General features: G+C 68.4%; 15 protein-coding genes. 6 read left to right on the top strand and 9 right to left on the bottom strand.

The features are described from left to right. Nucleotides 1–102 precede the first annotated feature (102 nt). From OEB96_RS17985 to OEB96_RS17975, 3 genes are all read left to right on the top strand, one after another. The gene (locus tag OEB96_RS17985; protein ID WP_266217272.1) at nucleotides 103–2,196 is read left to right on the top strand and encodes a hypothetical protein; all 2,094 of its coding nucleotides are present in this window, start codon (nucleotides 103–105) and stop codon (nucleotides 2,194–2,196) included. A gap of 59 nt (nucleotides 2,197–2,255) precedes the next feature. Beyond that, nucleotides 2,256–2,738, top strand: a complete 483-nt coding sequence (locus tag OEB96_RS17980) for a hypothetical protein (protein ID WP_266217270.1) — start codon at nucleotides 2,256–2,258, stop codon at nucleotides 2,736–2,738. A 171-nt stretch (nucleotides 2,739–2,909) separates the two neighbouring features. Beyond that, nucleotides 2,910–3,242: a hypothetical protein gene (locus OEB96_RS17975; protein WP_266217268.1), complete on the top strand. Its 333-nt coding sequence runs from the start codon at nucleotides 2,910–2,912 to the stop codon at nucleotides 3,240–3,242. Nucleotides 3,243–3,320: 78 nt separating this feature from the next. On the opposite strand, the gene OEB96_RS17970 is transcribed toward OEB96_RS17975, so the two are convergent. Both OEB96_RS17970 and OEB96_RS17965 read right to left on the bottom strand, forming a co-directional pair. Next, on the bottom strand, nucleotides 3,321–3,791 hold the full coding sequence (locus OEB96_RS17970; RefSeq protein ID WP_266217267.1) for a hypothetical protein: 471 nt from the start codon (nucleotides 3,789–3,791) through the stop codon (nucleotides 3,321–3,323). Nucleotides 3,792–3,876: 85 nt separating this feature from the next. Then, nucleotides 3,877–4,095, bottom strand: a complete 219-nt coding sequence (locus OEB96_RS17965; protein WP_266217265.1) for a hypothetical protein — start codon at nucleotides 4,093–4,095, stop codon at nucleotides 3,877–3,879. A 222-nt stretch (nucleotides 4,096–4,317) separates the two neighbouring features. Between OEB96_RS17965 and OEB96_RS17960 the strand changes: the two genes are divergently transcribed. From OEB96_RS17960 to OEB96_RS17950, 3 genes are all read left to right on the top strand, one after another. Then, the gene (locus tag OEB96_RS17960) at nucleotides 4,318–5,697 is read left to right on the top strand and encodes an FG-GAP repeat domain-containing protein (protein ID WP_266217263.1); all 1,380 of its coding nucleotides are present in this window, start codon (nucleotides 4,318–4,320) and stop codon (nucleotides 5,695–5,697) included. 107 nt (nucleotides 5,698–5,804) lie between these two features. Further along, nucleotides 5,805–9,155, top strand: a complete 3,351-nt coding sequence (locus OEB96_RS17955) for a hypothetical protein (protein ID WP_266217261.1) — start codon at nucleotides 5,805–5,807, stop codon at nucleotides 9,153–9,155. 556 nt (nucleotides 9,156–9,711) lie between these two features. Continuing rightward, complete coding sequence (locus tag OEB96_RS17950) at nucleotides 9,712–10,653, top strand: hypothetical protein (protein WP_266217259.1); 942 nt, start codon at nucleotides 9,712–9,714, stop codon at nucleotides 10,651–10,653. 72 nt (nucleotides 10,654–10,725) lie between these two features. On the opposite strand, the gene OEB96_RS17945 is transcribed toward OEB96_RS17950, so the two are convergent. Genes OEB96_RS17945 through OEB96_RS17915 form a run of 7 tightly spaced genes read right to left on the bottom strand, consistent with a single transcriptional unit; the run spans nucleotide 10,726 to nucleotide 19,997 of the window. Then, the gene (locus OEB96_RS17945; protein ID WP_266217258.1) at nucleotides 10,726–11,298 is read right to left on the bottom strand and encodes a 4Fe-4S single cluster domain-containing protein; all 573 of its coding nucleotides are present in this window, start codon (nucleotides 11,296–11,298) and stop codon (nucleotides 10,726–10,728) included. Between the two features lie 13 nt (nucleotides 11,299–11,311). Beyond that, complete coding sequence (locus OEB96_RS17940) at nucleotides 11,312–11,806, bottom strand: DUF1257 domain-containing protein (protein ID WP_266217256.1); 495 nt, start codon at nucleotides 11,804–11,806, stop codon at nucleotides 11,312–11,314. Next, complete coding sequence (locus OEB96_RS17935) at nucleotides 11,803–12,012, bottom strand: DUF2997 domain-containing protein (protein ID WP_266217254.1); 210 nt, start codon at nucleotides 12,010–12,012, stop codon at nucleotides 11,803–11,805. The genes OEB96_RS17940 and OEB96_RS17935 overlap by 4 nt, the downstream gene beginning before the upstream one ends. Then, on the bottom strand, nucleotides 12,009–14,009 hold the full coding sequence (locus tag OEB96_RS17930; protein WP_266217253.1) for a hypothetical protein: 2,001 nt from the start codon (nucleotides 14,007–14,009) through the stop codon (nucleotides 12,009–12,011). Before OEB96_RS17930 ends, OEB96_RS17935 begins: the two co-directional genes overlap by 4 nt. Beyond that, complete coding sequence (locus OEB96_RS17925) at nucleotides 14,006–15,160, bottom strand: hypothetical protein (protein WP_266217251.1); 1,155 nt, start codon at nucleotides 15,158–15,160, stop codon at nucleotides 14,006–14,008. The genes OEB96_RS17930 and OEB96_RS17925 overlap by 4 nt, the downstream gene beginning before the upstream one ends. Then, entirely contained in the window at nucleotides 15,157–18,417 is a 3,261-nt protein-coding gene (locus OEB96_RS17920) for an AAA domain-containing protein (RefSeq protein WP_266217249.1), read from the bottom strand. The genes OEB96_RS17925 and OEB96_RS17920 overlap by 4 nt, the downstream gene beginning before the upstream one ends. Beyond that, nucleotides 18,414–19,997: an AAA family ATPase gene (locus OEB96_RS17915; RefSeq protein WP_266217248.1), complete on the bottom strand. Its 1,584-nt coding sequence runs from the start codon at nucleotides 19,995–19,997 to the stop codon at nucleotides 18,414–18,416. Before OEB96_RS17915 ends, OEB96_RS17920 begins: the two co-directional genes overlap by 4 nt. Nucleotides 19,998–20,131 lie beyond the last annotated feature (134 nt).

Genomic DNA, 20,131 nt, shown 5'->3' with positions numbered 1-20,131 from the left:
GGTGTCGTTGCGGGTGGAACCGTCGTCCTGGCAGCCTTCTTCGTCACGGCCGCATGTGGCTCGGACGACGGAATCGTGGGATCGGGGACGGGTGGCGACCAAATGCCCGACGACGAGGAACCAGGCCCGGGCGGACCGAGCTGCGTCCAGCAGGTCGGCGCCCCGCCCGGATGGTCTCCCGACGACCTCGAGGCGCGAGCTCAGCCGGCGACCATCACCCGCGTGGTGACTCTGCGTGCGGATCCCTCGATTCCCGATGAGACCGTCGCCAATGCATCTACCTCGATCTCCCTCACTGCCGAAGGCCGTCCCTCCGGTGCCACCACTCAGGGCCCCCACGTCCACGAGCGCTGGGGCGAGTCTCGCAAGCTCGAGCTCTCATACTGCATCACCGCCGTGCCTGGTGATGACGCGGAACTCCTGGAGAACTATCACACGGCCATCCGTTCGCTCGTCGACACGACCTCCGAGTGGGAGCGTGTCACGGGGGCGAACTTCGTGCACATCGTCGACGATGATACTCCCGATACCTTGCCACACCCAACTCTGCAGTTGGATGGCACGGTGATCCTCAGGCCCGATTGTGCACCGGGTACCAAGTCCTACTTCGGTGTCTTCTTCCATGACTTCGGCCAGACGCAGGCGCTTACCAATCCGGTCCCGCAGGCGTGGGCGGATCCTGCCTTGGAGCCCCTGGGCGGTGGCATCCTGACTCGCGCCGTTGCGCTCAACATTGCGCTGCTATGGGGGGTCGACGCGTCGCCCCTGAGCCTCGTGCTCCGTCACGAACTCGGTCACGTGATGGGCTTCGTCCACGAAGAAGTCAGCATGCCCGATCTCGACGACGACGATTGCCACACCGCGGATCCCCGCCTGCTGACGCCCGTCGATGCCCAGTCGATCATGACCACCCCCGACTGCAGCGCCTTCTCCGACGATGCTGCGGTCCTCACGCATCGCGATCGGCTCTCGGCGTTCTTCCTGCACCACACACCTCGATCACGGTTCGAGACGCGTGTGCCGACCATGGGCTACCGCTACGGTGGGGTGATCGGCGGCGGAGCCGAGATCCTCTGGCACTCCGAGGGCTCGACCGAGGGAATCCTGTGGCGCCCGGAAGTGGTCGGTGGAGTCCTGTCGTTCGTGGTGGAGCCATTCCCGTACTCGTCGCCCAATACCACGCCATCCGGCGGCTGGTATCCCAACGAGAGCGAAGTGGTCATCCCGCTGCGCCTTGGCGCCCCCAACAGCCTTTCGCTGTTGTTCTACGGCCCCGGCCCGGACGTGGACGACCTCGTGGCATTCAACTCGAACGGGACCGCGACCGCCGTTCCCTGGTCGCACGACGGCTTTGCGGTCCCGGTGGTCGGTCACTTCGACGGCTCCGACCTCGGGCGCGACGTGGTGTACCTCTATCGACCCGGGACCGAAACCAGCGTTGCTCTCTCGACCGACGCCGACGTGATCTCGCTCGTCACCGACGTTCCCCAGCAGACTGCATTCGCTTACCCATTGGCTGCACCCTATCGCGGCACTACGGTTCCCGATGACATCCTCTGGCTCGACCCCGTAGCGGGCAGAGTCATCACGTGGCGTCTGGGCGGCGGGTTGCTCGAGCTCGTCGAGACCGCGAGGATCGACCAGGGCGAGCTGGGCCTCGTGCCCGGCGAGCACATCCCCGCCGTAGGTGACTTCGATGGCGATGGCCGAGCCGACATCATGTGGCAAGGGGTATCGAACCAAGCCGCGGGCTTCCAGGAGATCGAGGACGTGCTGTGGCTGTCGCGGAGCACCGCCGACCAGCTCGCGTTTGCCACGGTCCCCAAGTCGGTCGGACGCAGCCATCGACCGTTCGTGGGGGACTTCGACGGCGACGGCATCGACGACGTCTTCTGGCACCGAAGCTGGGGCATGACGGCCGAGGGCGCATCGGCGTTCACCACCGGTCCGAGCTTCATCTGGTACTTCGACGCCAGCGGTGGGCACCAGACGGAGACCTTCGTGCTCGAGGGCGACTACAGCCCCTACGTGGGCGACTTCGACGCCGACGGCTGCCACGACATCGCGTGGTTCGACGCGGTGGAGGACGAACTCCACGTGTGGCGCTGCCTGCCGGGCGAGCGCGATTTCGACTGCGGTGACACCGCGCAGACTCCACCGAACGCTGCACCGGTCGGCATGCACTGGGGATTTTGACCATGCCCACCTCGAGCACCCATCGCACCACTCGACGCTGCTACAACGGACATGGGCTCATGACCAGACCGGTTCTCCCGTCGTTGTTCGCGCTGCTCGCCGTGGCCTGCGAATCCCAGGTCCCCGACGACCCCGAGCCGCCGGGCGTGCTGGAGTACGAGCACGCCTACGCCCGCCTCTACCGTCGTGACCGGCGCATCGACGCCGTGCTCGTGCGCGGAGACACCGAGAGCCGCGCGTGTGGGATCCTGACCGAGCCCGCCCACGCCGAGCTCGAGGAGACGCTCGCCGCCCTCGATCCCAGTGTCGACTATGGCTACGACCCCCAGATCGACGACTGCACCTGGGAGCCTGGTGCGTGGGTCCACGTGGAGGGCATGGTGCACAGCCCCTTCTCGTGTGACTTCCAGTGCTGCCCACGAGGATTGGGCCGTGCCGCCGTGATCTACATGCTCGTCGAGACCTACTTCTCGGACGGGCGAGTGCTCGAGATCGACGGCGAGCCCTACGTTGCCATCGATCCCGACCAGCCGTGCCCGTGACTGCTACGAGGGAGCTGGACCCATGCTCGTTCCTCGTCTTGCGTTGCTCGTCGCGTCCCTCTCGTTGGTGGCATGCGAGCCCGACCCTCCCGCCGAGCCCGACCCTCCCGGCGCGCTGGAGTACGAGCACCCTACTTTCGACTCTACCGGATCGATCGTCGCGTCGACGTCGTGCTCGTCGAAGAGCAGGGCGAGCGCCGTGAGTGCGGCACTCTGACCGACCGGGCCCACGACGAATTGCAGGCCACGCTCGAGGGCCTCGACCCTCGCGAAGATCATGCCCACGACCCCGAGGTGCCGGCATGCGATCCCGGGCCGGGGGCGTGGGTCCACATCGAAGGCTTCGACCACAGCCCCTCTGCCTGTGACTGGCGCTGCTGTGCACCCGAGCTGGCCCGCGCGGGGCTCGTCTACGCGCTCGTGGAGTACCACTTCCTCGGTGAGGTGCTGTCGTTCGACGGCGAGCCGTACGTCGCGGTCGAGCCCGACAAGCCGTGCCCGTGATGGCCAGCATCGTGTTGCCCTTCATCGGCGCGTCGGGCCACCTCCATCCCTCCCCCCCGGCCCGGCGTGCCCGCTCTTTCACTCGCACGCGGCGGGGTCGCCGATGCACTCGGCCACGAACGCCTCGCACTCAGCCTCGCTCATGTCGTCCATCGGCGCGCATGCGTGCCCGCAGGCTTGGCCGCTGGGGTTCTTCGCATAGCAGGCATTCGTGAACCCGCACTGCGGGTAGCACACGATCGCGCAGTGGGAGTTGCGAACGATCGTCACCCGGGGGCCCAAGGGTGCGTCGCCGAAGTCGTCCGGCTCGGCGAAGAGGCCCATGCCGTTGCACACTGGCTCGGCGACGTCCTCCAACTCCACGAGGTGGGGGTCATCGGGCACGGAGTCGGACCCGGTGCTGATGCTCCACGCCCACGGGCAGAGCGTCTCGATCATCTCCACGCCGCGGCTGCACTCCTCCTCGGCTTCCTCGGTCGGGCTGGGCTCGGGCTGCTCGCCATCGACGGCGCACCCGGCGAGCACGAGCACGATGGCTGCGGTCCTCACTGGATCACCGCCTTCACGTCGATGGGCTCGCCGGCTCGCTCGAGCGTGACCACGAAGCTCCCGGCGCTCAGCTTGCTCGCCGCGTTCATCGATCATCGACGAGCACGAGCTGCCCGCTGCCTCCCTCGTAGCCGAACCACCATTGGTACGGAGGCTCGCAGGCATTGAGCACCGCTATGGCGTCCGAGCACGACTCCTCACCCCCCGTTCCCATCGGCAGTGGAGGCTCGTCATCGTCCAAGAGCTTGCACCCGGCGCACGCGGCGACGGCTGCGACCATCACGATCGTTCGTGGAACCTCCACGACCGACAGCCTTCGCTCGCGCACGGACGCCGCCAACCGACACCACTGAATCAGGGTTCGGCGACTCGCCGCGGCCGGCGCTACGGCGTCCAGCGCTCCGACAGCGCTCGAGCAGTGGCCGGCCGTAGCCTTCCGCCTCGCTCACGATGCGGCCCGAAATTCGAACACGTGTTCCGAATTGCATGGGTTGCCACCCCTGGGTGGTGGGCAACAATGGGTTCCATGCAGGCGCCGGGCAGCCGCAGGAAGCCGACGCGCAGCGAGCTGGCGCTCGCGGCGTTGGTAGGGGCGCTCGGCGCGAGCGCATGCGGGGCCGATGACGAAGTCGCGCTCGGGTCCTCGGTGCTGCCACCACCCTCGCCGAGCTCGACCTCGGCGAGTGACAGCGAGGATGTGCCACCGGACGTGGGTGAGCCGCTGCCCGAGGGGTGCGGGGATGGGATCGTCGATCCGGAGCAGCTCTGCTACGCGAAGCAGCGCGTCGTGTGGGCCGACCTCGACATCGGGGTGCTGTCGGCCTCGGACATCGTGATCACCGACCTCGACCAGGATGACCGCGACGAGCTGCTCATGCTCGCCAAGCCGATCGATGACCCGTTCGCGGACATGATGTCGATCGCGTACGAGGACGGGAAGTTCGTCAAGCGCTGGCAGACCGAGCCGGGAGTCGGCGATCTCGGGTTGGCCAGCGCCGCTCGGGATCTCGATGCGGACGGGGACCCGGACCTCCTCATCCAAGGGGGTCCTGGATTCGTGGCCTTCCATGAGAACCTCGGAGGTACGCTTGCGCCGATCGTGTACCTTGGAGACACGTGGTACGGAGACGATTACTGGCTGGCCAGTGGGTTCCCCGTGCCGATCGATGGAGACGGCGACGGCGAGCTCGAGAAGCTGGTGGCGACGATGTGGATGCCCGGGGAGGTCCGCGGGGGGTGGATCTTCGAGCGGGAGGGGGATGGCTGGCAAGGGGTCGAGGGGCCGATCGAGCTGTCCGGGTGCCAGAGCTTCGGGGAGTCGCTGTTCGGCGACTTCGACGGAGACGGCGTGGACGACTTCGTGGTTCGAGAATTCGGGGACGTCTGCGATCCGTATAGCGCAGACTACGACCCGCAGTGGTGGCGCTTCTATGTGTTCCTGACGCGCCCGAGTCTGCGGACGGTCGAGTACGTGGGCTCGTTCCCGGCCGGAGGGACGCACGCCATGGGCATGTATCGGGTCGACTTCGATGAGGATGGGAACCTCGACTTGATCTTCGATGTCTATCGAGGGGTATCGTTCATCCGTGGGAACGGTGATGGAACGTTCGAGGAGCCGGTGGTGTACGAGGCACCCGAGGGGACGAACTATTCCCTCATCGACGTCGCCGACTTCGACGGAGACGGCCGGCCGGACCTGTTCGTGTGGATCGACGGCAATTACTTCGTCGCCCCACTCGAGCCGGTGCCGGATCCCGCACGACTTCGTCCCATCGATGGTTCGGATGAGTTGTACTGGTACGCCGTGGCCGATCTCAATGGGGATGGGCTGACGGACATCCTCTTCAAGGATCCCGAAAGTGAAGCCAAACCTCGAGATGGGATCGCCTTGCTCTCCGTTCCGTAGGTCGTAGACCGCCAAGTGAAGCGGGTATGCGTACGCGTCATTGGTGACGTGTGTGGGAGGCTTCGGCGTGCCCGGCGAGGAGGGTGATGAAGAGCATGCAGAGCAGCATGAGCAACGGAAGATGTCTCCTGCCCTTGCTGACGGTCACGCTCGGGTTGGTCTTCGCATGCCATGGTGGCGATCTCGACGCACCAGGCAACCACTCGACCTCCGCGGCCGACGGTGGTGGTTCTACGAGCGCCTTCGAGGATTCCGGCGCACTGGATGAGACCGCGGGGGCTGACGAGACTGGTGGGTTTCCGCAGGCCGAAGTTCCATGCCAGATGGCCGGAATGTACGGCGTCTATGACGCTCACTTCGAGGCGTCACGCTATCCGATCATCGTAGAAGAAGACTGCGGACCAGTGGGCCTGTTATGGCAGGTAGGCGTGGGTCCCAAGCTCAATGGCCTCATGGAGCCCGACGACTTCGAGATCGTCGTCCACCACCCCGCGCCGCTGGTCGGCGCCCCGCCCGACGAGTGCAACCCGCAGAACACCCACGACAACCCGCCCGACTCGTGGCCGCCGAGCGACATCGGGTTCCCCAGCGCGTTCTTCGGGCCTGGCAATGGGTTGAGATCCATCGCGCTGGGGGCGATGCCGCCGCTGTCTCCCGGTCAGCATTTCTATGACACACTCGCGGAGGATCTGGCTCGCCGGGGCATGGTGGTGTTCAGCATCCAGCCTCCCAACAATTCGAACTGGAGCTCGGAGAAGCGAGAGAAGGCCCTGGCGTGTGCGATGCACTGGGCACGGGATCCCAACGCGACCAACCCCTGGTCGGGGGACGACGATGATCCTCCACGGCTCGCGCACAGCACGTTCGTGGTCGGCCACAGCCGCAGCGGCTCGGGGGCGTACCTGCTGCCCGCGTCGTTCGACTCCTACGCGGCGTCGCTGTCGACCACCATCGGCGAGTACGAGCTGTGCAGCCATGCCGCGATCGCACAGCGGTACGGTGACGGCACCATGGCTGGCGCCGGAGACCCCACCGACGTCGGGCCCATCACGGACGTGAGCGCCCCGCCGTTCCTCGGGCTGCTCGGGTCGATCGACGACGACACGCTCGGCGATCAAGTCGCCGCCTACGACAACCGCCTCTCCGACGATGCGTTCAGCTCACCCCAGGATCCCGCGGCCGCAGCGGAGAACGACGCCGTGCTCGCCAACGTGTTCGGCGTCACCCACACCGACTGGGGTGGCGTGACCAGGACAGTCGGCTCGCACTACGGACGGGCGATCGGCGACGTCCTCGGCCCGTTCTTCGTGGGGCGATTCGCGGCATGGACGGTATTCCAGGACGCCACCGCGCGGGAGGAGATCCTCCGCTCCGCCGATCTGCCTTCCGAGGGCGGCAACCCTACGGATGGCTTCCACTGCGCGCTGACGAGCGTCGACTGGCAGGGCCCCCTCGTCGACTTCCACGACCTCGTACAGCAGCGACCTCTGACGTTCATCGACTACACGCAAGGCCATGCGCCGCCGGGCGCGGACCGGTTCATGATCGACAATCTCCACCGCCCGATCTTCGGGTGCGGCCCCAACCTGGGAGCCTCGACCCTGGGCGGAGCAGTGGCCGTGTCCGGCTCGGGGGGCAACGCCTGCACCAACTTCGGCGCGGCGCTCTACGATGACCTCTCGGACAGCAGCTACTTCTCGCACGACACCGCGGCCCTTCGCGTCGACTATGGCGGCAACCCCATGGACGAGCTGGTGGTCGAGTGGTCGCTCGAGGACGACGGCGCACCGCTTGCGGGCATTGGCGGCTTCACGCACCTGAGCCTGAGAGCGGGCCGGATCTACGAGAACCTCGACTCGGAGGAGTGCAAGACCGAGCACGCGGCGCTCTCGTTCGCGATCGATCTCGTGGATTCCAGCGGAGTGGGGCAGGCGAGCACGGTGATCACCGAGCCGATCCTCGAACCACACGACGAGCAGACGATCTACCAGGGCGACATGAACTGTCGTGCGCACCACTTCATGCAGACGATCCGCATTCCGCTGACCCGCTTCGCGCCGATCGCCATCGAGGATCTCGGTGCCATCCGGCTGCGGTTCTCGTCGGATCAGGCGCAGCACGTACTCGTCGACACGATCGAATTCACCCGGGATCCCTCGAGCATGGGCCTCGTCGCGCCCAGCTACCGGGACACGGCGTGGAACTGCCCCGCGACCGCCGGGCTCACCCCCGTCGAGAAGTCGTGCATGGTCGAGCCCCACAAAGGGAGCTGTGGGTCGACCACCATCTCCCCCGTCGTCGTGCCCACCGTTCACGGCCCTCCCGGAGACTCCTTCGCGGGCTGGGTCGTCCACGCACCGAAGGGCTGGGTGCTCGACCCGAACCACCCAACCACCAAGGAACTCGATCTCATCACGCAGGCCTGTGTCGAGGCATGCGACCTCGAGTGGTCCGACGATCGCGACGTGCATGCGAACTGTACCGCACCGGGTGCGTTCTCGACTCCGTCCCTGCGTCTCACCTCGGCGATCGGTCCGACCCAGCGAATCCCCGACTCGCGGGCCGACGGCCACGGCATCTTCCCCGGTCAAGCGCTCGCCTGCGACCTCGAGGGCGACTGCTGCGAGGTCTTCGACGAGGCAGTCTGCGCGGCAAGGGCCAAGCGCACCACCGAAGCGCGCCAGCCCCTGCACCGTGGAGAGGAGCACCTGATCGAACTCGGCGGCGACGAAGACGGGAGCCGGATCGAATTCATCACGCCCAACGCGAGCACCTCGATGAGCCTGAGCGGCGAGCTCGGCTACTCCGTTTGCCCCGACGGCGAGACCGGCACCACCTGCCCGTTCTACCTGGGCTCGCTGTTCCTCACGAGCACGAACCAGGCAACGATCGCCGACACCTGCCCGGACGGCTCCCCGCTGTTGCTGAACGTCGGAGACCTCGACGTGCAGCTGCTACAGCCCGCGATGGCAATCGCCGACGCGAATTCCTACACCAAGGCATTCCCGACGGGCGCGCTGCTGCTGCAGGCCGATCTCACCGTCGATGGCGTTCCGTACACCGTCCGTGGGGTCAACGAGGAACTCGTCACGCTCACCGCGGGCCACGCCGGCCTGTTTGCGGCCAAGCTCGACGCCAGCGTCCCGATCCCCTGCGGAGACGACGTGCTCCCGCTGACGATCCGATTCGAGCTCGCCACGCAGTCGGTGCTCGGGGAGCCGCCGATCGCCGCGATCACCACGCCCGCTGCGGTCCCATGCCCCACGATGCTCCCGCTGACCTCGAGCGTGGCGGACCCTGACGACGACTTCGACCACGTGCGCTGGTACGTCGACGACGTGCTCGTGCACCCGGATGTCTCCATCCTCGCGATGACCACCGACCACGAGCTGCGGCTGCTCGCGGTCGATGCACGAGGGGCGGCCACCACCGTCACTCGATCGGTCGCATGCCAGTGATTGGCGCGCCCACGTCTCGAGCCATCGCACGTCTTCGACGGCCGCCCTTCGGTCCCCCCGCCCCTGCGCAGCCCGATCCGCAAGCGCGAGCCCGGTCCCCCCGCCTCTGCGCAGCCTGATCCGCAAGCGCGAGCCCGGTCCGACCGCCTCTGCGCAGCCTGATCCGCAAGCACGAGGCCGGTCCGACCGCCTCTGCGCAGCCTGATCCGCAAGCACGAGGCCGGTCCGACCGCCCCTGCGCAGCCTGATCCGCAAGCGCGAGGCCGGTCCGACCGCCCCTGCGCAGCCTGATCCGCAAGCACGAGGCCGGTCCGACCGCCCCTGCGCAGCCCGATCAGAGTGCTGCGCCCTGCCACGCACGATGGAGCACCCTTGCCCACGGTTCACGGAGCACGGTCTGGAGTGCGAGCCCTGCCCACCACCGTCTCGCCAACCCATCGGTTCCAACCCATCGGTTCGATCACCGAGCGACTCCTTCGTCCGCGATCGGGACACCACGCTTTCTCGTCGTTTTCCGCTCGACCATCGAGTGTCGAGCGCTACCTTGCCAACTCCAATGCCCGCCCCCAAGTCCCCCAAGACCCGCAACCCCAAGCGTAGTGCTCGTCGTTCCACTCATGCTCCAACGCCTGCACGGATCATCGAAGCGGCCCGTGCTCGAGCATTCACCGACGAGTCCCCACAAGCTGCATTCGACCACTTTCGTCCGCTCGCCGAGGCCGTGAGCCAGGACGGCCTGCTGCCCTTGAATGCTTCGCCCCTGCTGCTGCGCAGCAACGTGCTCGCCGCGCTCGCCGTGGTCGAGCCGCACCTCGAGCAGGTGGTGGAGGCCCTGCGGGATCCGCCGCTGCGCGAGGTCTTCGAGCTGCCGGCGCTGGTGATGGCGCTCGACTTCGCCGCCGCACGGGTGCCCGTGGCCAGAGTGAGCGGCCGAGAGCTCGACACGATGCTCGGCGAGGGCGCCCCCTGGCGAGCGCTGATGCTCGACTTCCTCGAGGTCGTGTCCCACCCCCTCATCGACCTCGTGCCCCGTGAGCGCGTGGCCGCCATTCGGGCCGGCTCGGGCAAGCTCGACATGGCACGCGACTTCGTGGCGGTGGCCGGCCTGTTCGACGAGTACGCCAGCGTGCTGGCGAGCAAGCATCCCTTTCCCGGCCAGACATTCGCCCGCATCCGCGAGCTGGGCACCACGCTGGTCCAGAACATCCGCCCCGGTCGAGCCGCGCCGATCAGGGCCGACCGAGCGCCCGAGGCCATCCTCCGCGACCAGCTCGCCCACCTGGTGATCGAGCGCTACGACCAGCTCGAGGTGCTCGCCACCGTCGCCCTCGGCAAGCGCAAGGCCCACGCGCTGTTGCCCACCCTGCGCAGCGGCTCGACCACCTCGAGCACGCGCAGCGAGCCCGGGGAGGTTGCTGCCAACGAGGGCAACGAGGGCAGCGAGGGTAGTGACGTCGCTGGTCTCGATGAGGCGCTGCTGGTTCCGGCCACCGCCTGAGGTGCCGATGGCTACGGGCTCACGAGCGCGTCTCGTGAGCCCATGTCTACCTGGGCCATCCAAGGTGGGGGCTCACGAGGTCGCCTCACCGGCCCGCAGCGCATCCGGGGGAAACCCGGTCAGCAACACGCTGCCGTCGGCCGCCAGGTGCACCTCGGCCGTGGCGGTGTGGCCCAAGTCGCTTGCCGAGTAGCGCTCGGTCAGGAACCACACCTGCTGGTTGCTCGAGCCACGCCAAGGCTGCTCGGTGGTGCGCTGGGCTTGCGAGTAGCGACCCGTCACCAGCACGTCGGTCACCTCGAGTAGCTCCTGCCGGGCGTGACCGACGAGCTCCGCCCGCTCGAACCCTGTGAACACGAGCACCGACAGCCCAGCATCCTGTACGATCCGACCGAGCGACGCGAGCGCGCGCCCCTGAATGAAGGGTTCACCACCGGTGAAGGTGACGCCCTCGATGCCTTGCACGGCGAGGATCTCCTCGGCCATCGCGTTCACCTCCACCATCCGACGCGGATCGAAGCTCCACGTGTCCGGGTTCCAGCAGCCCGGACACGCGAGGGGGCATCCCTGCACCCACACCACGAAGCGCTCGCCAGGACCATTGGCCGCGCTCCTGCGGAGTGTGTTGGCAAGGTTGAGTCGCACGGGGTCGGTCCAGTCAGTACGTGCGCTTGACGAGCGCGAGCCGGATGGTCTCTCCGTCACGCGTTTCCTCGACCCGATAGAAGAGCTTGCGAGCGCGCTCGTGGATCGCCGCTCGTTGTGCTTCGACCACGCGCTGGCGCTCGGCCTCCAGCCGTCGCCGTTCCTCGGCGGCGAGCCGCTCCCGTTTGGCGTTCCAGTGCTCCTGGTAGCGGGCACCGAGCTGCGCGAGCCACCCCTGCCCATGGTGCGCTCGATCGTAGTCGCTCACGATCGCGTGATAGCCCGTCGCGGTGGCCAGGAAGCCAATGTCGTTGGACATGGATCCGACGTGTTGGCGACGAATGACGAGGTTGGCGGTCCGCTGGCGGCGGTCCCCGGCGAAACCGACGAGCTGCACCGGCGTGGCGTGGACCTCGACCTTGCTCCGATCGAATCCCAGCTCGGCCAGCGCTTCCAGCAGGCACTCCTCGTCCGTCATTGGCGTCATCAGGGTGATGTAGGCGCTCATCGCTTCCTTCCCAGGCCGTGAGTGGACCGTTGAGCCACGCGATCGTTGGGGGTGTCGGGCTTGCGCTCGACGGTTGCGACCCCGGCTCCGAGCCCTTCGAGCAGGCGGTCGAGGTCCCGCAGGCAAGCGTCCCCGGAAAATCCCTCGGCGTCGGCGGTGATCCGACCGTCGCGGTCGATCTCGATGGTGATGTGCTGTTCCTTCATGCGACCTCCGAAGCAACCAGCCGGGCGCTCAGTCGCCGTGCCGCCGGCTCGCCGAGCTCGAGGTGCTCCCATGTGTCGATGACCAGATACCGCTGGTCCTTCAGGCACATCAGGTTGCCCACCTCCGGCAGGGCCTCCTCCGGCACGGCGACCGTGGACGCGGTGGTGGCGGTGGGCACGAACCGGCCGCCGGGGCCCTTGGGCGTGGGCCCGGATCGAGTCGGTGGCGTGAACGAGAACTTCTCGTCGACCTGTCGCCGACACTCGTCCAGCGCATCGTGCAGCCCCTTGATGCGACGATCATGACGCGCGAGGTCGTCGCCGAGCTTGCGGAGGCGGGCCCTGAGATCCTTGCGGGCCTGTTTGCCCACGTCGGTCGCGTTCAGTGCTTGCTCGACGTCGGCGAGCTCTGCACCGAGCGTGCCCCGTCGGGCCTCGGCTTCGTCGAGCTCGCTGCGCTTGGACGGGAGCTCGCGACGCGCCTTTGCGACGCGAGCGGTCCACTCCGTCTCTTGTCGCGCCCGCTCGTCCTCCACGCGGGCTTCGTGCTCGGCATCGTCTTGCTCGCTACGAAGACGGCCTGCTTGGCCCTCGAGCTCCTCGAGTCGACGTAGTCGGTCGTTGGCCTCTGCAGGTCCTGCCTCCGACGGGCGTTGGGCGGCCAGGGCCTCGACCTCGCGCTGCAGTTGCTCGTGTGCGCGCCCAAAACCCGCGACCGCGCCGAGCAGACGGGATGAGATGCTCGCGAGACGCCCGCGATGGTCGTCGGCCGCGGTCAGCAGCTGCTCGAGCCCTGCCACCCGCGATGCCCAGTGCTCGTCGACTCGCCGCCATCGCTCGATCATGGGATCTTCCTTGGCCTTCGTCGGTACTCGAGGCGGGTGCACCGTCCAGCCGTAGTGAATCGTCAGCGACAGAGGGTGAGCCGCGGGCCACTGCGCCGGCACGACTGCGTCCATACCGCGGATCTCGGGGGCCGAGATGTCGGGCAGCTCGAGCACCTGCTGTGGCTCGATTGCACGGGTGGTCTCGGCCCCGTCGATCCAGAGCGTGGTGCCTTCGGCGGTGTGGTCACCCAGGCGAAGGTCGAGGCCAAAGGACCACGCCCCGGGCTCGTCGAGCCGCGCCGCGAGCTCGGCGGCCTGAGGTGGCGACAGCTCGATGCGAAGGCGATGGCGAGCACCGGGGAGCAGGACGATCCCAGAGCGACCGTCGGTCGCGACCTCGGGCAGGCCCAGCTCGTCCCATGCGACCGTCGCTCCTTCGCGGACGAGGTGGGCGAGCTGGGCATGGTGTGAGCCGCCGGGTGGGATCCACAGACGCCGAAGCCGCGTGGTCGGAGGCTCCCCTCCATTGAGGTGCACGTGTTGCTCGCGGGTGAATGCCTCGAGGATGGTGTTGGCGTCGACCAGGCGGACCGCCGCGCGTGCAGGTGGATCCGGTACATCGAAGGGGCGTGTGGCCGCAGCCCGCAGGCGTGGCGGCTTGGGCCCGGTCCACGTTTCGTCGATGGCGTCGTGCCAGAACGCGCGCAGGAAGAGCTGCCGAAGCGCCGCGGCTTGCTCGTCATCGAGTCGCAGAGCCCAAGGCGTCGGGCCACCGACGGTCGAGCCCATCCACACCCGGGCTCCATGCACGGTGAGGACCGCCGACACCGGAACCTCGGCCACCCGGCGGACGAGCACCTTGGGACAGCCCCGCAGTGCAGGCGCGGTGGGCTCCCACCACGAGGGCGCGAGCACGTACACCCGGGCGCCGGATCGACCGTAGGCCAAGAACTCGGCCATCGCGGGCGAGCTGCTCGAGCCGAGCATGACCAGCACCGGACCCTCGGGATCGGGCTCGGTCGAGCGGCGCGTCGGCTCGCCCTCGTGCGTCAGCCATCGCCCGGCGAGAGCAGGGGTGGGGGCCCGCTCCGTTCGCACCCAGGCGGTCGCGAGGCGCTGGTCGTGGCGCTCGACCACGTGTGTCTTGGCGAGGGGGACGATCGCGCTCACGGAACACCTCCGACCCGAAGCTCTCCGAGTTGCTCGGCTTCGAGGTGATGCGGGGACAGGTCGACGGGCGCGGCGAGGTTCCAGAACACCTCGGGCCGCATCGTGTGCAGGTCGCCCTCGATGAGCGTCGCGTGCGAGGGCAGGGTGGGCCCGTGACGCTCGAGCGGCGTCCCCTGGCACAGCTCGACGAACAGGGCCCGGACATCGTTCCGGCTGCGGTACCGAGGCTCGTGCGCGAGCCTACGCTGCAGTCGAGTCATGGCCCAGCGTTGGGCATCCGCCGCCGTCGCGGGGCCGACGGGCACGTCCTCCAGCACCGCATGCCCAAAGCCCCCCTTGCCGGGAACCTCGACGGCGCCGAGCGTCAACGTCAGGACGAAGCGCTCGAGGGAGTCGACGTCGAGCCTTTCGAAGGGGACGTAGAGCCGCCGTGTCGCGGGATCCCAGCGACCGAATGGCGCCAGCGGGCCCTCGCCCCATTGCTCGATCACGGCCCAGGGATCGACACCATCGTGCTCGGGCTCGTGCTGGATCTTCACGAGCGTCTCCCCGGACTCGATCCGTCCCTCGAGCTGCCAGTGGTCGCGCTCGTTCTCGAAGTCGAGGCACCAGCGCAGCTCGCAGCTCGCTCTCGTGGGGCGGGGGAGCACGCCCACCTGGCCGTGATTGGAGGGAAGATCGCGAACGATGAACCGCTCCCGCGGGTCGAGCACCGAGCGGAACACGACGCCTCGGTCGGGCTCGACGGCGAGGGGCTCGATGGCCTCGAACCTCGGGTCATGCCGGGAGGCCAGCCGCTGCGCCGAGAGCAGGCGCCTGCCGAGGACGGGGTGCTTCGTGAGCCAGAGGTCGTAGACCCCCTGCTCGGGCACCGGGGCCTGGTCGGTGCGGCCAACGTCGTCCCCCAGCGCGCTCAAACCACCGCTCGCGTCACACAATCCCAGGACCTTGCACCAACCCACGACGTTGTCGGCGCCCGTCTCCGACAGACCGGGTAGGACCGCCTGTACCGTGTTCCGGGAGAGGCGACCGTCGTGGTCGCAGGCGGCCCTACACACCAGGCCAAGCTCGGGTCGCCGCTCGAGCCAGGCCATCTCGGCGAAGACCGCGAAGCGCTGAACGGGTACGGTGGTGGACAGCAAGGCTCTCATCGGTTCCTCATCCTCGGAATGCGAGGGCTGCGGTGCACGAGCTCCTTCAGCTCGGCGATATGGCACTGGCCGAAGTAGTCTGCGTTGCCCACCACCACCAGCTGCTGGCGGGCGCGGGTCACGGCCACGTTCAAGCGGTTGGGGCTGTCGAGGAACCCGATCCTGCGGGTGTTGCGTATCGACAGCAGCACGAGATCGGCCTCGCGACCCTGGAATCGATCGACCGTTCCACACACGATCTCGACCGGCGCGTCGTCGACGTCGAAGCGCGTGCTGCCCCTGGAATCGTTGGTCAGCTGCTGGAGCATCGAAGAGAGCGCGCGCTCCTGCTTGACGTAGAAGGCCAGGCACGCGACCTCCCAGCGCGCAAGGTGACGGCCTTGGGGTGGTCCCACGCGTCGAGCCCAGGCGATGAAGTCGCGGACCAACCCCTCCACGACGCGGACCTCGTCTCGATTGATGCCCTGGTCCTCGTGCCCTTGCACGTGCCACCACACGCGTCGGGCCGGGAGCTCGCCGAAGCTCCAGCCGATGCCGGCATCGCGTTGCGCGATGGTGTTGGCGTCCTCGAGCGCGCGCCCGTCGTAGATGATCTCGCGGGCGAACGACGAGATCTCCGGGTGCATGCGGTGCTGATACCTCAAGCTCCCGAAGCGGGCCTCGAAGTCATGGGGTCGGTCGGCCCGAAGGCCGCAGGTCAGCGCGCTCGGGCGGTGACTTCGATCCTCCCCGATTCCCTCTTGCAGCACCTCGAGGATGCTGGGCAGCCCGATGTCCTCGATCTCGGCCAGCGGCTCGAAGATGTCGACGGCCCGGGGCATCAGCCTACCGAGGTCCTCGCGCAGGCGCTTGCGCTCGCGTTGGTCGCGACCGTGGCGAAGCTCGTGGATCCGAGTGAGCCTCCAGGCCACCTCGTTGGCGAGATCGTGGCGTGCGAGCCACTCGGACTCGCTACGCTGGCAGTCGGCGAACGTGGTCACCTCTCCACGCGACCGCTCGCCGCGGTAGGGCGTGGGCAAGCGCCCGGCCCGGGGCAGCCAGTGCCCCTGGCGAAGGAGGAGCGCGTTGCCTTCGTCGAGCCCTCCCGAGTCGGATGCAAGCTCGCGGGTCAGCAGGAGGTTGGACGGAAGCAGGCCCGACACCTCGGGGAGCAGGTCGTCACTCACCAGGACCCAGGTGGCGGCGGCGAGGTGCAGCGCCTCGGGATCCCCCGATCGCAGCTGCTCGACAGCGATGTGCTCCACGGGCCCCCCGCGGGCCCGAGCTCGGGGGACCACGCGAGCCACCAACAGATCATCCTCGGGCTCGACCTCGAGCTCGCGCTCGATCGCGTCGAGCACCCCGGGGGCCTCCACCACCAGCCACCGCATCCCGGGCTGCCGCACGCGTCCGCGCAGCATGTGGAACAGCAGCAGGCAGGCGCGCTGGTGATCGCGGGGAAACAGCGGCCGGTCCTTGGGATCGACCAGGTCGCGCAGGTTGGCCACGAGGTCGGCGCGATCGCTGAACGGCGGCAGCTGTCGCACGTCGCCCACGATGATCCACCGCTTCGCCATCAGGGCCGGGACCATGAACTCCTGGATCAGCGTCTTGGACGCCTCGTCCACGATGAGCACATCCCAGTGGGGCATGGTGGTGATGGGCCGCTCCCACCGCTGGAGATCCTCGTCGCGCCCCCGGAACAACGGGTGGTTGACGATGCCCATGGTGGTGCCACAGGTGAGGTTGGCGGTCATGATGATGGAGCGTTCGGCCATCGCGGCCAGCTCGGCGTCGTACTGACGCATGGCCGGCATCCGGCGCCAGCGCTCCACGAGGGCATCGACCCGAACGTCGAGCTGGGCTTGCTGGACGCGGTCGTCGACGCGCGCGAGGCGACCGATGCGAACGGCGTCGATGGGGCAATCCCCACCGAGCAGGCGCTCGAGCACGTTGTCGATGGCCACGTGGGTGGAGGCACACAGCAGCACGCGCTGGCCGCCCTCGACCAGCTGCTGGACGAGCTCGCAGATCGCCGTGGTCTTGCCGGAGCCCGGCGGGCCCTCGAGGAATGCGAAGTCTGGCGAGCCGAGCGCCTTCTCCACGAAGCGACGCTGCTCGCACGTGCCGTCGCGGGTGAGATCGGTGAGCGAGCGCCAGCCGTCGCTCGAGAGCGCCACCGGGGACACTGCGGGCCAGCGGACGTGGTCGGGATCCTCGCACGGTCGCAGCAAGCCCTGGTGATGAGGCAGGGGGGCCTGGGCAAGCTGGTAGAGCGCGCGGCACTGGAGGTAGAGGTTGCGCACGTCGACCGGCAGGTAGAGCGTGGATCCTTCGGGCGGGAGGCGGTCGAGCAGGAGTTGGTGGCGATCGGCGTCCACGCGCAAGACCTTGAAGACCGCGTCCTCGCGATGCTTGGGCTGGGTCCAGACCTCGCGCACGTCGCCCTCGCAGAACGCCACGCGTGGGTCGAGGACTTCATCGGACTCGACGGTCTCGGGGGCAAGGAGCCGGATCCACCAGCCGCGGCGGCTCGCACCGCCCTCGGCGGACCATCGGTAGCGCACGCCATCGTCGCCGCGCAGCAGGCCCTCGGCGGGTCGGTCCTCGGTGCGAACGAGGAGGCCCGAGGCGTCGAGCGAGCGACCACGCTCGTCGATCACCTTGCGTGGTCCCGGGTGTCCATGGAGCACCTCGACCTCCTCGCCGTCGACCAGCAAGCGCTTGGCCTCGACGCGCCCCTCGATGACGATCCGCCAGGCGTGGTCGGCGTCGGCCTCGGGACTGCCCCGCAGGGTCAATGCTCGTCCGTCGGGATCGGCGATGGTACGCGGGGCAGGGGGAGCTGGCTCGTGCTCGGCGGTGCACGTGCAGCCGCACCATATCAACCGATCCGATGGCTCGAGAGCGGGGGTGGTGTGCACGAGCAGCCCGTTGGAGGTCGCTCGTGCCGACTCCACCACCACGGGCAGGCTACGGTCGATCACGAACGCAGGCTTGGAGAGGTCGGGAGTGACCTCGGCGGGCCAGGGGACGAGCACCATGCCGGGCGGTCGTCGGGTCACGCGTAGCACGGTGTCGATCGGCTCGAGCCGAAGCGTCACCACGTTTCGCACGCGCTCCCACGGCAGCTGATACCGGACCTGGCGCTCCTTGGCGGTGTGGATCGCTTGTCTCAGATACCGCTGGAACGGTCCCAGGGTCGCCTCGGCCTGGTTCATCAGCGCGTGCGCGACGGCGGGGTGTCCCGCCGCGGCGTGGAAGAACAGCGCCTTCACGAGCTCTGCCTCGGGATGAAGGGATTGCGCGTGGCCTCCTGGCGCAGGCGGGGGGGCGATGCACCCTCCGCATCCTTGGGCAGGGGCTCGGGCGTCTGCGCGCTCGCGAGGCGGGCCCGCACCCTTGCCCATGCGCGGAGGTCCTCGATCTGATCCCTCATCGTGCGTGAGAGCGGATAGGTCTGCTCCAGCGCGCGCGCGATGTGGCGCGCGGCGAGCTCGCACCCCTCCGAGAACGCCTCGCAAAGTCCCTCACGCACCGCCTCCTCGAGCTCGGCCCCCGAGTAGCCGACCGCGCGCGTGGCCAGGTCGGCGATGTCGTAGTCGGCGGGGGTGCGCTTCTTCTTCGCGAGGTGGATGCGCAGGATCTCCTCTCGCACGGCCTGGCTGGGCAGGTCCACGAAGAACACCTCGTCGAAGCGTCCCTTGCGGAGCAGCTCGGGCGGGAGCATGTCGATGCGGTTGGCGGTGGCGACCACGAACACCGGATCGCGCTTCTCCTGCAGCCAGGTGAGCAGCGTGCCCACCACGCGCGCCGCCGTTCCGCCGTCGGTGTCGCTCGAGCTGCCCATCCCGGCCAGGCCCTTCTCGATCTCGTCGATCCACAGCACGCATGGCGCCAGCGCCTGGGCCACGTGCAGCGCCGTGCGGATGTTGGCCTCGGACTGGCCGACGATGCCCCCGAACACCTTGCCCATGTCGAAGCGCAGCAGCGGGAACTGCCACGTGGCGGCGATCGCCTTGGCGGTCAGGCTCTTGCCGCAGCCCTGCACGCCCAGCAGCAGCACCCCCTTGGGCGCATCGAGGCCGAAGTCCCGCGCACCCGCCCCGAACGCCCGGCCGCGGCGCTCGAGCCAGGTCTTGAGCTGGTCCAGGCCTCCCACGTCCGCCATGCTCGCGTCGGTGGGGTAGTACTCGAGCACCTCGCTCTGCTTGATGATCCGCTCCTTCTCGTGCGCGACCAGGGGCACGGCGCCGTGATCGAGACGACCGAGCGCGGCGGCGGCCTTGCCGAAGGCCAGGCTCGCCTCCATCACCGTCAGTCCTCGCGCCGCGTCGAGCAGGGCCTCGTTGGCGGTTGCCCGTACTCCCATCGCGGTGGCCGTCTGCTCGAGCACCACGCGCAGGTCGTCGACCCCGGGGAGCGGGAGCTCGAGGGTGGGGACCTCCTTGCGGAGATCCAGCGGTAGCCCCGGCGTGGGGGTGGAGAGCACCACGATCTTGCGGGGGGAGGTCGGGAGCCGGGCGAGCTCTCGCAGCCACCGCAGCACCTCGTGGTGCGTCTCGTGGAGGAAGGGGTGGACGTCCTCGAGCAACCAGATGCCGGGCTCCTCGGCGGCGTGGATGCTGCGCAGCAGCTCGAGGGGATCACGGGCCTCTTCGTCCTCCGCCTCGAGCTCACCCTCTCCGGAGCACCGCAGCAAGCCCCGCGACTGGCTCCACACGTGCATGGGCAGCCCGAGATCGCCGGCGAGGCCGATGACGTGGCCCCGCACGCGCTCCCACTCGTAGGAGGCGATGTGGAGCAGGGGGGCGCCGGCGCGGCAGAGGTGGAGGAGGTGGTCGTAGGTGGAGGTCATGGGGTGCTCTCGGGAACGACTGGTTGCACCACGAGGCCGAACGATCATTTCGGCGAGCACGATGATCGTCGTGCGCTTCGGTGCAACGGAGTCTCCGGACCAGAGCATGGTGCGTCGGCGCGCACCGCACGCTC

The organism is Paraliomyxa miuraensis, assembly GCF_026337845.1.
Taxonomy (GTDB): domain Bacteria; phylum Myxococcota_A; class Polyangia; order Nannocystales; family Nannocystaceae; genus Paraliomyxa; species Paraliomyxa miuraensis.
Note: the sequence above shows the minus strand (reverse complement) of the source record. Positions and strands in the feature narration are given on the sequence as shown.

What these genes read in the sequence shown, in the direction of transcription:
- OEB96_RS17985 (WP_266217272.1), top strand. Translation starts at nt 103, where the DNA reads ATGCCCGACGACGAGGAACCAGGCCCGGGCGGACCGAGCTGCGTCCAG.
- OEB96_RS17980 (WP_266217270.1), top strand. Translation starts at nt 2,256, where the DNA reads ATGACCAGACCGGTTCTCCCGTCGTTGTTCGCGCTGCTCGCCGTGGCC.
- OEB96_RS17960 (WP_266217263.1), top strand. Translation starts at nt 4,318, where the DNA reads ATGCAGGCGCCGGGCAGCCGCAGGAAGCCGACGCGCAGCGAGCTGGCG.
- OEB96_RS17955 (WP_266217261.1), top strand. Translation starts at nt 5,805, where the DNA reads ATGAGCAACGGAAGATGTCTCCTGCCCTTGCTGACGGTCACGCTCGGG.
- OEB96_RS17950 (WP_266217259.1), top strand. Translation starts at nt 9,712, where the DNA reads ATGCCCGCCCCCAAGTCCCCCAAGACCCGCAACCCCAAGCGTAGTGCT.
- OEB96_RS17940 (WP_266217256.1), bottom strand. Translation starts at nt 11,806, where the DNA reads ATGAGCGCCTACATCACCCTGATGACGCCAATGACGGACGAGGAGTGC.
- OEB96_RS17935 (WP_266217254.1), bottom strand. Translation starts at nt 12,012, where the DNA reads ATGAAGGAACAGCACATCACCATCGAGATCGACCGCGACGGTCGGATC.
- OEB96_RS17925 (WP_266217251.1), bottom strand. Translation starts at nt 15,160, where the DNA reads ATGAGAGCCTTGCTGTCCACCACCGTACCCGTTCAGCGCTTCGCGGTC.
- OEB96_RS17915 (WP_266217248.1), bottom strand. Translation starts at nt 19,997, where the DNA reads ATGACCTCCACCTACGACCACCTCCTCCACCTCTGCCGCGCCGGCGCC.